Here is a 13,510-nt window from a genome sequence, read left to right as displayed (position 1 = left end):
CTCACCATCCCCGCCGCCCTCCTCGCCCGATGCTTCGCCCATCCAACCAGATGGGTCTGACATGGACGCGAGGGTCAAGCCTGCTGGGACAGCGCGCCCCCGGGCCGGAAGAGGCGCGAACTGGTCCGACAGTCGGACCAGTTGGGCGACGTCGCCTTCGGCAGGGGGCTTCTTCCTGTGGCCACCTTGGTGGTCCGACAGTCGGACCAGTTGGGCGACAGCGCGTCAGGCACGCGCCTTCGCCTGTGGCCACCTTGGCGGTCCGGTAGTCGGACCGGTTGAGCGACGTCGCTCCCGGCAGAGCCCCCTGCCTGGGACTGACTTGGCGGTCCGACAGTCGGACCAGTTGGACGACAGCGCTTCAGGCACGCACCTTTGCCTGTAGTCACCTTGGCGGTCCGGCAGTCGGACCGGTTGGGCGACGGCGCTTCCGGCAGAGTTCCTTGCCTGGGATTGCCTTGGCGGTCCGACAGTCGGACCAGTTGGGCGACGGCGCTTCCGGCAGAGCTCCCTACGTATGGCCGCATTCATGGTCCGACAGGCGGACCAGTTGGGCGACGGCGCTTCCGGCAGGCTCCGCTGTCCGCAGCCCGGCTTGTCGTTCGCGCCAGCCACCTGTGGCCTCATTGCCGCGTTCCACAAAGGCGCTCGGCGTCACAGAGACTCTCTGCTCGCAGGGCGGATTGACGAACTCCTCGCGACCCACCTGGCCTCTTGAGGCAGGACGCGTATCCCCCTCCTCTGTGAGGATGGGAGGCAATGCGACGACCTCTGGCCAGACTCCGGGTACTGTTCACCGCGCTCTTGCTGGGGGGTGTTTCCCAGGGGGCCCCGCCTCCGAAGGCAACACCGCCTGCGTCGCCGCTGGTGACGTGGCTCTATCAGGATCGGCTCGCCCCGCCTTGGGAGGACCTGACGTGGGCGGGCGCGCATGCGATGAGCGCCACCGTCACGGGAGCCTCGGGCCGCCACGCCATCTCCGTGACGCTGGGGCCGTGGGAGGCGCTGTACTTCGGACACCCAGGCTTCGACGTGTCACCGGAGGACACGCTGGTGCTGAAGGTGAACGGCGGGAAGGATGGCGCGAACGCGGCGGTGCGCGCTCGTGTCGTCATCGGCTCCGAGCAGCCCGTGGGCGTGCCCCTGGGTTCCACCTGCGAGGGCGGCACCATCGCGGCCCGGAAGTGGACCTCCTGCCGCGTGCCGCTGGCGAAGCTGCTGCCAGAAGGCCGCACGCGCATCACCGGACTGTGGCTCCAGGAGGACAGCGGCAAGACGCTGCCGCCCCTCTTCTTCGACGACATCGGCGTTGAACAGGGTCCCAGGCCGGTGAGCCTCACGCTGGAGACGCCCGCGATCTTCCTGGCTCCAGGCGCCACGCACGCCTTCCGCGCCACCGTGACGAACAGCAAGGACACGGAGGTGACGTGGAGCGTGGAGCCCGGCAACGAGCGGGGCATCATCAGCGCCGCCGGCGTCTACACCGCGCCCCGCAAGCCGGGCACATACCGGGTGATGGCCCGCAGCAAGGCGGACCCGAGCCAATCGGCCGTGGCCAGCGTGGTGGTGGGCGTAGCCCCGGTCGCGAGCGGACGCCCGGGACAGGGCGGCAAGTGGGTGTCGGGCTACTACACGGGCTGGAACGCGGACGACTACCCACCGGAGAAGGTGGACTTCAGCGCGCTCACCCACATCCTCGTGGGCCGTGTCACGCCGAAGCCGGACGGCACGCTGAGCACGAAGTTCGACAACGACCGCGGACCGGAGATTGCCCGCACGCTGTCGAAGCGCGCGCATGCCGCGGGCCGCAAGGCGCTCATCATGGTGGGCGGCTCCGGCGAACACGACGGCTGGGTGGGCGCGGCGTCCGACGCGAACCGCGCGAAGTTCGTCCGCTCGCTGCTCAAGGCGATGGATGACTTCGGCTACGACGGGTTGGACCTGGACTGGGAGCCCGTGAAGCAGGAGGACCGGCCCCTGCTGCTGGCCCTGGTGAAGGCCCTGCGCGAGGCGCGGCCGAAGATGCTCCTCACCTTCCCCCTCCACTGGATCAACACCAACTTCCCCACCGACGCCGACCCGTGGTTCGCGGAGCTGGCGACGTACTTCGACCAGATGAACCTGATGTCCTACGAGATGATTGGCGCGTGGGACGGCTGGAAGTCCTGGCACACGTCCGCGCTCAAGGGCGAACAGGGACTGCACCCCACGTCCATCGCTTCCAGCCTGGAGCTGTGGGTGAAGGCGGGCATCCCCAAGGCGAAGCTGGGCATCGGCATCCCCTTCTACGGCCTCGCGTGGCGCCACATCACCGGCCCCTACCAGCCCTTCACGAACTGGTCCGACTACGTGGGCGGGGATAACTCGTTCACCTACAAGAAGATCCTCCGCTATTCGAAGCAGGGGACGTACCAGTGGGATGAGAAAGCCCAGGCCTCCTACGTGACGTTCGCGAAGAACAAGCTCGTGGAGGACGGCACGGTGACGTGGATCTCCTACGACAGCCCGCAGGCCATCGCCGCCAAGGGCGCCTTCGTGAAGCAGGAGGGCTACGGCGGCACCATCGTCTGGACGCTCAACCAGGGCTGCACCGATCCGCAGACCGGTGCCAACCCGTTGCTGGACGCCGTACGGGACGCCTTCCTGCGCTGACGCCAGGTCCGCGTCAGCCCAGGGTGACGCGGGCGTTGCGGAACATGCGCATCCAGGGGCCGTCCTCGCCCCACTCCGCCGGGTGCCAGGAGTGCTGCACGGTGCGGTGCACGCGCTCCGGGTGCGGCATGGTGATGGTGAAGCGCCCGTCCTTCGTGGTGAGCCCCGCGATGCCGTGCGGCGAGCCGTTGGGATTGGCCGGGTACTTCGCCGCCACCTGGCCCCGGTTGTCCACCCAGCGCGTCGTCACCAGCCCGGACGCGTTGAAGCGCGCGGCGGCCTCCGCGTTGGAGAACTCCGCCCGGCCCTCGCCGTGCGACACGACGATGAGCATCCGGCTGCCCTCCATGCCCTTGTAGAAGAGGGACGGCGACGGGGAAATCTCCACCGTGCCCAGGCGGGCCTCGAACTGCTCGGACGCGTTGCGCACGAAGCGCGGCCACCCGTCCGCGCCGGGGATGAGCTCGCGCAGCTGCGCGAACATCTGGCAGCCGTTGCACGCGCCCAGGCCGAAGCTGTCCGGCCGCGCGAAGAACTCGGAGAAGGCATCGCGCGTGCGCGGGTTGAAGAGGATGGACTTGGCCCACCCGCCGCCCGCGCCCAGCACGTCGCCGTAGCTGAAGCCACCGCAGGCCATCACGCCGTGGAAGTCCTCCAGCGACACGCGGCCCGTGAGCAGGTCACTCATGTGCACGTCCACCGCGGTGAAGCCCGCGCGGGTGAACGCCGCCGCCATCTCCTGCTGGCTGTTGACGCCCTGCTCGCGCAGCACCGCCACGCGAGGACGCGCTCCCCTGGCGATGTACGGCGCCGCCACGTCCACCTTCGGATCGAACGTGAGCACGGGCGACAGGCCCGGGTCCTGCGCGTCGCACTTGGCGGCGAACTCCTCGTCCGCACAGGTGGGGTTGTCACGCAGCTTCTGGATCTCGTAGCTCACGCGCGACCAGGTGCGCTTGAGCGCCACCGTCTCCTCCGCGAACAACTCCCGCGCGCCGTGCCGCACGCGCACCACCTGCTCAGCCGTGGGCCGTCCCAGCTCGTGGACGTGCGCGCCCAGGCCGTGGCGGGTGAGGACCTCCCGCACGCGCGCCATGTCCGATGCGCGCACCTGCACCACCGCGCCCAGCTCCTCGTTGAAGAGGGCGGCCACGGCGTCGCCGCCCAGCGAGGCCACGTCCACGTCCAGGCCGCAGTGGCCCGCGAAGGCCATCTCCGCGAGCGTGGCCCAGAGGCCGCCGTCGGAGCGGTCGTGGTACGCGAGCAGCACGCCCGCCGCCTGGAGCTCCTGCACCCCGGCGAAGAAGCCCTTCAGCGCCGCCGCGTCGTCCACGTCGGGGCACTCCGGGCCCACCTGCTGGTGCACCTGCGCCAGCACGGACGCGCCCAGCCGCTGCCGGCCCTTCGCCACGTCCAGGAGCAAGAGGCGCGTGTCGCCCGCCACGTCCACCGGCTGCGGCGTCAGCGTGACGCGCGCGTCCAGCACCGGCGCGAACGCGGTGATGATGAGCGACAGGGGCGCCGTCACCGCCTTCTTCTGGCCGTCCTCCTGCCACTGCGTACGCATGGACATGGAGTCCTTGCCCACCGGGATGGCGATGCCCAGCGCGGGGCACAGCTCCATGCCCACCGCGTGCACCGCCGCGTAGAGGTTCGCGTCCTCACCGGGGCTGCCCGCCGCCGCCATCCAGTTCGCGGACAGCTTCACGTCCGACAGCTTCCCGATGCGCGCCGCCGCCAGGTTGGTGAGCGCCTCGCCCACCGCCATGCGCGCGGAGGCCGCCGCGTCCACCAGCGCCACCGGCGTGCGCTCGCCCAGCGCCATGGCCTCGCCCGTGTCGGACATCAGCGAGGACAGCGTCACCGCGCAGTCCGCCACCGGCACCTGCCACGGGCCCACCAGCTGGTCGCGCGCGGTGTGGCCGCCCACGGAGCGGTCGCCAATGGTGATGAGGAACGACTTGTCCGCCACCGTCGGGTGCGACAGCACCGCGTGCGCCACGGCCTTCAAGTCCGCCGGAATGCTCAGCGGCGCGTGCTTCAGCGGGCGCGACACGCCCTCGCGGTGCATCCGCGGCGCCTTGCCGAAGAGGACGTCCATGGGCAGCGCGATGGGCGTGTCCCCCAGCTCCCGGTCCGTGAGCGTGAGCAGCTGCTCCGCGGTGGCCTCGCCCAGCACGGCGAAGGGGGCGCGCTCGCGCTCGCACAACGCGGCGAAGCGCGCCAGGTCCTCCGGCGCCACGCCCAGCACGTAGCGCTCCTGCGCCTCGTTGCACCAGATTTCGACCGGGGACATGCCCGGCTCGTCGTTGGGCACTTCGCGCAGCTCCAGGCGGCCGCCCAGCTCGTTGTCGTGCGCCAGCTCCGGCAGCGCGTTGGACAGGCCGCCCGCGCCCACGTCGTGGATGGAGCGCACGGGGTTCTCTTCGCCCAGCATCCAGCACTGGTCGATGACCTCCTGGCAGCGGCGCTCCATCTCCGCGTTGTCACGCTGCACGGAGGCGAAGTCGAGGTCCGCCGCGCTCGCGCCCTGCGCCATGGACGACGCCGCGCCGCCCCCAAGGCCGATGAGCATCGCCGGGCCGCCCAGCACGATGAGCTTGTCGCCCGCGCGCAGCAGGGCCTTCTTCACGTGGCCCGCGCGGATGTTGCCCAGGCCGCCCGCCAGCATGATGGGCTTGTGGTAGCCACGCACCTCCACGCCTTCGGGCGTGGGCACCTGCTGCTCGAAGCTGCGGAAGTAGCCGGTGAGGTTGGGCCGGCCGAACTCGTTGTTGAACGCCGCGCCGCCCAGCGGGCCGTCCACCATGATGTCCAGCGCGGACACGATGCGGTCCGGCTTGCCGTAGGCCACCTCCCACGGCCGCGCGAAGTCCGGCAGGCGCAGGTGGCTGACGGAGAAGCCCGTGAGCCCCGCCTTGGGCTTCGCGCCGCGCCCGGTGGCGCCCTCGTCGCGAATCTCACCGCCCGCGCCCGTGGCCGCGCCCGGGTACGGCGAGATGGCGGTGGGATGGTTGTGCGTCTCCACCTTCATCATGATGTGCGCGGGCTCACGCACGGTGCCCCACTCGCGCGCCTCGCCTTGAGGGAAGAAGCGCTCCACCTCGAAGCCCTCGATGACGGCGGCGTTGTCCTTGTACGCGGACAGCACGCCGCCCGGGCTCTGGGCGAAGGTGTTCTTGATGGCCTGGAACAGCGAGCGCTCGCGCGGCGTGCCGTCCACCGTCCACGACGCGTTGAAGATTTTATGGCGGCAGTGCTCGCTGTTCGCCTGCGCGAACATCATCAACTCCACGTCGGTGGGGTTGCGCTGGAGCTCCGTGAAGCGCTCCACCAGGTAGTCGATTTCGTCCTCCGCCAGCGCCAGGCCCAGCTCGCCGTTGGCCTTCGCCAGCGCCGCGCGGCCTCCCCCCAGCACGTCCACGCGCGTGAGCGGCCGGGGTGCGTCCGTGCGGAAGAGGACCTCCGCGTCCTCCAGCTGGGACAGCACCGCCTGCGTCATGCGGTCGTGGAGCACCGCCTGCACCCCTTCCGCCTCGTTCGCGTCCAGCGGCCGGCCGCCGGGGCCGGTGAGGAAGAACGCGATGCCGCGCTCCATGCGGCGCACCTGCGTGAGGCCGCAGTGGTGCGCGATGTCCGTCGCCTTGGAGGCCCACGGCGACACCGTGCCCGGACGCGGCACCACCAGGAGCAGCGTGCCGGTGCGCTCGCGCTTCGCCGTGTGGGGGCCGTACTCCAACAGGCGCCCCAGCCGCTCCGTCTCGTCCTGCTTCAGCGGCGCCGACGCGTCCACGAAGTGCACGAACTCCGAGTAGAGGGTGGCCACCGACGGCACCCGTTCCCGGCAGCGGACGAGCAGCTTGGCGAGCCTGAATTCGGAGAGGGCCGGAGCCCCGCGCAGCGTGAGCATGAAGGTCCTTGCGAACGGGTGACGGGAGGTAACAGCGGGGCCGTCCTTATCACCGCGCCCCGCGTCACAACGGCCGGACTTCGTGGCCGGACGCCCGCACAGCACCCAGGTGGGTGAACCACCGCCGACGTGGGCCCCCCGCCCTCCCGGACCTCCTTTCCAACACTCTCAGTCTTCCTTGGATTCACCTGACAGTCCGCGCTCCATGCTTTGATTGCCAAGCTTCACAGACCCGTTTCGTCGCATTGGGGGCATGTCCATGACGCGCAAGAACCGCTGGCTCCTCGCTGGCCTGACGTTCACGCTGTCCGCCTGTGGCGCGGGAGGTCCCGGCGCCGAGGCGCCTTCGCCGCCGGCCGAGGCCCGCATGGGCGACCTGCAGGCGGCATTGAGCGCGCTGCCCGGAGCCCAGGTGCTGGGGGTGCACGACGACGGCGTTCCCGGGTTCATCCAGGGGGCGCTGGGCACGGCGGGCCGGCCCATCCCGGGAGCCAGCGCCTGGCAGGCGCACGCGCTCCTGGAGCCCACCCTGCTGCGCGTGCTGCCCGCCTTCCGGCTGACGGCGAAGGACGTGGTGCCCAAGCGCATCCAGCGGGACGAGCTGGGCCACACGCACCTGCGCTACGGGCAGACCCGGGACGGCCTGCCCGTGGTGAACGAGGAGCTCATCATCCACCTGGACGCGCAGGGCCGGGTGTACGCGGTGAACAGCAGCGCGCGCGACGGCGAGCCCCTGCCGCCCCCTGCCCGCATCAGCCCGGAGGCCGCGCGCGAGGCGGCGCTGGCGTCGCTCCCTGGCGGCATCGCGGAATCGGTCCGTGAGGTGTTCATCCGTCCGGCCCCGGAAGCGGCCCTGGTCCGCGCCTTCGAGGTGGTGGTGTCCGGCACACAGGAGGACGGGATGCCGCTGCGCGACCGCGTCTACGTGAGCGCGGCGGACAGCCACGAGGTGCTGCGCACTCCCGAAATCCACACCGCGCGCAACCGCAAGGTGTGTTCAGTGGGCGGCACGTCCAACGGCTGGTGCCGGCTGGAGGGCCAGGCGCCCACCGGCGACACGGGCATCGACACGACGTACGACAACCTGGGCCTCTTCTACGACTGCTTCCAGCAGAACTTCGCCCTCGACTCGTACAACGGCGCGGGAGCCCAGCTGCAGGCGCAGGTGCACTACGGCACCAACTACGCGAATGCGTTCTTCGACGGCACGAAGCTGGTGTGCGGCGATGGCAGCTCGCCCCAATTCGGACCGCCGTGCGGAGACCCGGACATCGTCGTGCACGAATTCATGCACGCCATCACGGCGTACTCGTCCGACCTCATCTATAGCGGCCAGTCCGGCGCGCTCAACGAGTCCCTGTCGGACATCTTCGCCGCCACCTGCGGCAGCTGGGCGTTGGGCTCCTGGAGCACCGCGGCGTCCGTCTGGCAGATTGGCGAGACGGCCTGGACCCCCAGCACGCCCGGGGACGCCCTGCGCTACATGAACGACCCCGCGCTGGACGGCGCTTCGCTGGACTACGCTCCGGATGTGACCAGTGGCACGGACGTCCACTACGGTTCCGGCGTGCCCAACCTGGCCTTCAAGCTGCTGTCCACCGGCGGCGTGCACCCGCGCGGCAAGACGACGGTGAACGTGCCGGCCATCGGCGTGCAGGCCGCGAGCCGCATCTTCTACTACGCCAACAAGAACCTCTTCACCGCCAACACCACCCTCGCCGCGGCCAAGACGGCGACGCGGGTGGCGGCGCAGAGCCTGGGCTACAGCACCGCGGTCCAGGACGCGGTGGACGCGGCGTGGCTGGCGGTGGGCGTGGGCGCGACGACGCCGCCGCCCACGTGCACCCTGCTGCCCAACAACACCACGGTGTCCCTGCTCTCCGGCGCGGCCGGGTCGCAGCAGTACTTCTGCTTCGACGTACCCGCGAACACCGCCTCCACGGTGTCCCTCTCCAGCGGCACCGGTGACGTGGACCTCTACACGCGCTTCGGCTCCGCGCCGACGACGACGGCCTACAACTGCCGTCCCTACCTGGGGGGCAACAACGAGACGTGCAACCTGGCGGCGCAGGCCACCGCCGGCCGCCAGTGGATATTGCTCCGGGGCTTCAACGCCTACAGCGGCGTGAGCCTGTCCGTGCACTACTGACGCACCATGTGCGTCCCCCTCACCGCGCACCGGCGGTGAGGGTGTGCACCGGGGGGCTGGCCTCCTTCGGGGCCCTGGGCGAAGAATGCGCGCCCGGGGCCGCTTCGGGCCTCCGGCAAGGGCAGAGGGCCATGAGGGACGAGCGCGTCATCTTCAGCAGCAGCGTGGACAGCCTGTACCGGAAGGTGCTGGCCCCCTCCCTGACGCCCGAGCTGCTGGACCGGCTGCGCGCGCGGGGCTTGAACCTGCACGCCCCGCTGCTCGCCGCGTATCCGTTCGCCGTCTGGGTGGAGTGCCTGGAGGACACCGCCCGCACGCTCTATCCGGACCGGCCGGTGGAGGACGGCCGGCGCATGCTGGGCCGGCGCATGGTGGAGGGCTACGCGCAGACGCTGGTGGGCGGCGCCGTCCTCACGCTGGCCCGCGTGGTGGGGCCCATGCGCTCGCTCGAGCGGATGCAGCACAACTTCCGCAGCGGCAACAACTACACGGAGACGCGCCTCACCGTGCTGGGCCCCGGGCAGGCGGACCTCTGGTTCAACGAGCCGCAGGCGCTGGAGGGGTTCGTGGAGGGCGTGCTTGAAGAAGGGATGTTGCGCGTGGGAGTGCAGAAGTTCACCCTGAACCGCACCCGCCACTCGCCTGAATCCGCCACGTACCACCTGGAGTGGGCCGACCGCGGCTCCTGACACCCTCCCCATGTCTTCCATTCTTTCGACGCTGCCCGCGCTCTACCAGGACCTCCTCCCCGCCTTCTTCCGGCAGGAGGCGCCCACGGAGACCAAGGCCACCTGCTCCAACTGCGCCATGAGCCGCGCCTCCGCGCAGGCCACGGTGGACTCGGTGGACGGGGTGGAGCACCTGTTCCGGCCGGACACCAAGTGCTGCACGTACCAGCCCCGGCTGCCCAACTACCTCGTCGGCGCGCTCCTGTCGGATGACTCGCCGCAGATGGCGGAGGGGCGCCGGCGCGTCGAGCAGAAGATCGACAGCCGCATCGGCGTGAGCCCCCAGTGGGTGAAGCCGCCGGCGAAGTTCAACCACCTGTACAAGAACGCGCACCAGTTCTTCGGCAAGGCGTCATCGCTGCGCTGCCCGTACTACGCGCTGGAGTCCGGCGGCTGCACCATCTGGGCGTACCGCGAGTCGGTCTGCTCCACGTTCTTCTGCAAGTACGTGGCGGGCCGGGACGGTCAGCGCTTCTGGATGTCGCTCAAGACGTACCTGACGCTGACGGAGTACCAGCTGTCGCGCCACGCGCTGCTCCAGCTCATGCCGGAGTTCTTCCTGGACGGGCGGGACAAGGCGGAGGTGGCCACCGCCCCGCTGTCCGTGGAGGACCTGGACGACGCGGCGCCCCCGGCCAAGGTGTACGCCGCGCTCTGGAAGGGCTACGCCGGGATGGAGAAGGACTTCTACCGGGCCTGCTACGACGCCGTGAAGGCCGTGTCGCGGGACGGGTTGGAGCGGATGCTGGGCCTGGACGGCCTCATCGAGCAGAAGGTGCTGGAGAAGCTGCACACCCAGGCCACCGCGCCCACCCTGCCGCGCGTGCTGCGCTTCAACCCGGACGCGACGGTGAAGTGGCTGCCGGATGGCAGCGTCGCGCTGGGCTCCTACAGCGAATACGACGCGGTGGCGCTGCCCGGCGAGGCGTACGCGCTGCTGGTGGAGTTCACCGGCCAGAAGCCCGTGGACGCCGTCCGCCAGCACCTGCGTGACCACAAGCAGGCGGACCTGGATCCGGACATCCTCCTGGAGCTGCACCGGCACCGCATCCTCATCGAGCCCTGAGCTCCGGAGCCGGGCGCCGTCAGGGCTGGCCCGCGAAGGCGCCCACGTCGCGCAGCCAGCGGGCGATCTTCTGGGTGCGCTCCCACGCGGGCTCGGCGGCCACCAGGTGCTCCGCCAGCCACGCGCTGAAGGCCGGGTCGCCCGCGCGCAGCCACGCGGCGGACTCGGCCAGCTCCCCGGCGGCCGCCTCCCACGCGCGGCGCATGGCGCTGGCCACGGCCATCAGCTCCGAGATGCAGCGGGTGAAGACCTCCATGCCCACCGTGACTTCATTGGCGCTGTCGCCGCAGGACAGGGCCAGCGCGCGCAGGCGGCCCAGGTCCTTGAGCAGCCCCTGTTGCAGCGCGGCGGCGGTGCCCAGCCGGGCCTGCGCGGCGCGCTGCAAGAGCTCCACGTCCTCGCAGAGCTGGCGCCAGGCCACGTCGTCGCCCGCGGGGAAGCCGCCCCGGCGGCGCAGGCGCACGCCCACGGCCTGCCACAGATTGCAGAAGACGTGCACCTCCTCCACGCTCCGGCGCACGTGCGGCGGGATGTGGTCCAGGAAGTCCACCACGCACGCGCGGGCCTCGCGGATGTAGGCGTCTCCCCGGGGCGTGGAATCCACCACGCTCCGCGCCAGCTGGAGCACGCGCCACGCCCACTGCAAGGCACGCTCGGAGGTGGTGAAGAGCACCTCCACACCGGTGCCCAGGGCGCCCGCGGCGTAGCTGGTGTCGGCGGTCGTCGGGGAGGGGATGGAAGAGGGTCCGCCGTCCTCGGCGCGCACCCCGGGCATGCGGGCGGACGGTATCGCCGCGTCCTCGCTGTCGTTGACGGTCCCGGACCCGCGCGGCCCCGGCACCGTGTGCTCATGCCCCATGCGCTGCTTTGCCTTCGTTCGCCGGTGGAAGAACCGTCCTTCCGAATATCGCACGCCCCCCGCTCCCCTCCAGGACTGGATGCGGGGACGTGTGATGCACCACAAGGCCCCCATCCCTTCATCCAGGATGGGCGCCTTGGGATGTCCGGCACTGCGCAACCCATACACCCGAGCAATACACTCAGTGCAGGGTCGGGTTCTTCTTCAGCGCGCTGAGCCGCGCGTGCGTCTGCTTCTGCGAGGGCAGCAGCTGCTGACGCACGAAGGTGCGCGCCTCGCCGTGGAGCTTGTCCACGTCACGGGTGTAGTCCTTCAGGCCGTGGTCCTCGCCCTCCTCCAGCGCGTCGATGGCCCGCTTCTCACCCAGCAGGTCCGCGCCCGCCTGGACGACCTTGGCGAAGATGCCCCAGGGGCCGGAGCCCTTCGCGGGCTCGCCCCCCAACTTCTCGATGCGCTCCTTGAGCGCCTCCACCCGTTTCTCGTGGTCGTGGAGGCAGGCCTCCACCTCCGTCTTGGCCACCTCGGTCTCGATGTGCTTCGAGGCGAGCCGGTAGGTCTCCACGGCGGAGATTTCACCGCGCAGGAAGGAGTTCAGCGTTTCAAGTTCAGCGGCGGCGTGGGCCATGACGTTCTGCTCCTTGTTTCCGGTGAAGGGATGACGCTGGGCGACAAGGTGGTGATCCTCTTCCCGGCGACAACGGGCCCCGTCCTCCTTGTCCGGTGGGCAGGCGGCCAGGAGGGCGCCGCCGGGACGGCGGCCGTGGCAGACTCGGTGACGTCATGTGGAACTGGGTTCACCAGCTTTCGGAGTGGGCGCGGGAGGACACGACGTTCGCCGTCGTCACGGTGACGGAGTGCAAGGGCAGCACGCCCGCGCCCCCCGGCGCGAAGCTGCTGGTGCGCGCGGACGGCACCTTCCACGGCACCATTGGTGGCGGGCACCTGGAGCAGCTGGTCCTCCAGGACGCGCGCGCGTGTCTGGCCCGGGGCGAGGCGCGCACGTTCCGCTATCCGCTGGGCGCGAAGCTGGGCCAGTGCTGTGGAGGGGTCGTGGACGTCTTCGTCGAGCCCGTCAACCACGGGCCCCAGCTGTACCTCTTTGGCGCCGGCCACGTGGGCCAGGCCCTGTGCCGCATCCTGGAGGGCACCCCCTTTCGCGTGCACCTGGTGGACGAGCGCGCCGAGTGGGTCCAGTCCCCCCTGGTGCCCGCGAGCGTGGTGCGCCACGAGGAGCCCTGGGACGACTTCGCGTCGCGCGCCGTCTGGGATGACGCGCGCACCTACGTCGCGGTGATGACGCACCGCCACGACGTGGACCAGGACATCATCGCCTTCGCCATCCAGAAGCCGGCCCGCTACATCGGCCTCATCGGCAGCGACACGAAGTGGGCGCGCTTCCGGCAGCGGCTGGAGGCGAAGGGGATGCCCGCCCGGCAGGTGGGCCGCGTCCAGTGCCCCATGGGGCTGCCCACTGGGGGAAAGTCCCCGCAGGAGGTGGCCGTGAGCATCGCGGCCGGGCTGCTCCAGCTCCACCATGGACTGGCTCCGGGACTGGCCCAGGAGGCAGGCGCTCAGCCAGCGCCCGCGCCCCTGCTATCCTCCGGGGAATGAGCACCCCCTTCGAGTTCCGGCTCAACGGACAGACCGTCCAGGTCGACGACGCGTCGCCCAACACCACCCTGCTGGACCACCTGCGCGCGCGCGGCCTGACGGGCACGAAGCAGGGCTGCGCCGAGGGCGACTGCGGCGCCTGCACCGTGGCGATGGTGGACCGGGACGTGAACGGCCAGAAGACCCTGCGCGCGTTCAACAGCTGCATCGCGCTGCTCCCCATGGTGGCCGGGCGCGAGCTCGTCACAGTGGAGGGCGTGGGCAGCCGGAATGCGCCGCACCCCGTGCAGCAGGCCATGGTGAAGCACTATGGCTCGCAGTGCGGCTTCTGCACGCCGGGCTTCGTCGTCTCCATGGTGGAGGCGTACTGCCGCAAGGACGCGGGCTCGCCGGAGGCCGTGGCGGATCAGCTCTGCGGCAACCTGTGCCGCTGTACGGGCTACCGCCCCATCCGCGACGCGATGATGGACGCGCTCGCCACGCGCGACGCGAAGGGCTCAGGCCCCGGCCTCCCCGGCGTCTCGCTGGAGGGCCC

9 protein-coding genes are annotated in these 13,510 nt (G+C 70.7%); 6 read left to right on the top strand and 3 right to left on the bottom strand.

Annotated elements, in window-relative coordinates:
- Window positions 1-759: 759 nt before the first annotated feature.
- A complete protein-coding gene (locus D7W81_RS33070) occupies window positions 760-2,652 on the top strand; it encodes a glycoside hydrolase family 18 protein (RefSeq protein WP_120559394.1) in 1,893 nt (630 codons plus the stop codon).
- 13 nt (window positions 2,653-2,665) lie between these two features.
- Here the strand turns inward: D7W81_RS33070 and purL are convergent, their stop codons facing one another.
- Complete coding sequence (purL, locus tag D7W81_RS33065; protein ID WP_120559393.1) at window positions 2,666-6,562, bottom strand: phosphoribosylformylglycinamidine synthase; 3,897 nt, start codon at window positions 6,560-6,562, stop codon at window positions 2,666-2,668.
- A gap of 259 nt (window positions 6,563-6,821) precedes the next feature.
- On the opposite strand from purL, the gene D7W81_RS33060 reads away from it, so the two are divergent.
- The 3 genes from D7W81_RS33060 (at window position 6,822) to D7W81_RS33050 (ending at window position 10,505) form a co-directional block, all read left to right on the top strand.
- A complete protein-coding gene (locus D7W81_RS33060; RefSeq protein ID WP_120559395.1) occupies window positions 6,822-8,711 on the top strand; it encodes a M4 family metallopeptidase in 1,890 nt (629 codons plus the stop codon).
- Window positions 8,712-8,842: 131 nt separating this feature from the next.
- A complete protein-coding gene (locus tag D7W81_RS33055) occupies window positions 8,843-9,400 on the top strand; it encodes a DUF2378 family protein (RefSeq protein ID WP_120559392.1) in 558 nt (185 codons plus the stop codon).
- Window positions 9,401-9,410: 10 nt separating this feature from the next.
- Window positions 9,411-10,505: a hypothetical protein gene (locus tag D7W81_RS33050; RefSeq protein ID WP_120559391.1), complete on the top strand. Its 1,095-nt coding sequence runs from the start codon at window positions 9,411-9,413 to the stop codon at window positions 10,503-10,505.
- Between the two features lie 19 nt (window positions 10,506-10,524).
- On the opposite strand, the gene D7W81_RS33045 is transcribed toward D7W81_RS33050, so the two are convergent.
- Both D7W81_RS33045 and D7W81_RS33040 read right to left on the bottom strand, forming a co-directional pair.
- Entirely contained in the window at window positions 10,525-11,364 is an 840-nt protein-coding gene (locus tag D7W81_RS33045; RefSeq protein WP_120559390.1) for a hypothetical protein, read from the bottom strand.
- Between the two features lie 181 nt (window positions 11,365-11,545).
- On the bottom strand, window positions 11,546-11,989 hold the full coding sequence (locus tag D7W81_RS33040) for a DUF2383 domain-containing protein (RefSeq protein ID WP_120559389.1): 444 nt from the start codon (window positions 11,987-11,989) through the stop codon (window positions 11,546-11,548).
- A gap of 155 nt (window positions 11,990-12,144) precedes the next feature.
- Here D7W81_RS33040 and xdhC point away from each other — a divergent pair, with 155 nt between their 5' ends.
- Window positions 12,145-12,975: a xanthine dehydrogenase accessory protein XdhC gene (xdhC, locus tag D7W81_RS33035; RefSeq protein ID WP_120559388.1), complete on the top strand. Its 831-nt coding sequence runs from the start codon at window positions 12,145-12,147 to the stop codon at window positions 12,973-12,975.
- Window positions 12,972-13,510 (top strand): 2Fe-2S iron-sulfur cluster-binding protein (locus D7W81_RS33030; RefSeq protein ID WP_147445707.1); only part of this gene is annotated, 539 nt, incomplete at its 3' end. The genes xdhC and D7W81_RS33030, both read left to right, overlap by 4 nt.

The organism is Corallococcus aberystwythensis (genome assembly GCF_003612165.1).
GTDB classification, from domain to species: domain Bacteria; phylum Myxococcota; class Myxococcia; order Myxococcales; family Myxococcaceae; genus Corallococcus; species Corallococcus aberystwythensis.
This window is presented reverse-complemented; position numbering and strand designations above follow the sequence as displayed.

Coding starts and splice junctions, on each gene's coding strand:
- D7W81_RS33070 (WP_120559394.1), top strand. CDS start 760: ATGCGACGACCTCTGGCCAGACTCCGGGTACTGTTCACCGCGCTCTTG.
- purL (WP_120559393.1), bottom strand. CDS start 6,562: ATGCTCACGCTGCGCGGGGCTCCGGCCCTCTCCGAATTCAGGCTCGCC.
- D7W81_RS33060 (WP_120559395.1), top strand. CDS start 6,822: ATGACGCGCAAGAACCGCTGGCTCCTCGCTGGCCTGACGTTCACGCTG.
- D7W81_RS33055 (WP_120559392.1), top strand. CDS start 8,843: ATGAGGGACGAGCGCGTCATCTTCAGCAGCAGCGTGGACAGCCTGTAC.
- D7W81_RS33050 (WP_120559391.1), top strand. CDS start 9,411: ATGTCTTCCATTCTTTCGACGCTGCCCGCGCTCTACCAGGACCTCCTC.
- D7W81_RS33045 (WP_120559390.1), bottom strand. CDS start 11,364: ATGGGGCATGAGCACACGGTGCCGGGGCCGCGCGGGTCCGGGACCGTC.
- D7W81_RS33040 (WP_120559389.1), bottom strand. CDS start 11,989: ATGGCCCACGCCGCCGCTGAACTTGAAACGCTGAACTCCTTCCTGCGC.
- xdhC (WP_120559388.1), top strand. CDS start 12,145: ATGTGGAACTGGGTTCACCAGCTTTCGGAGTGGGCGCGGGAGGACACG.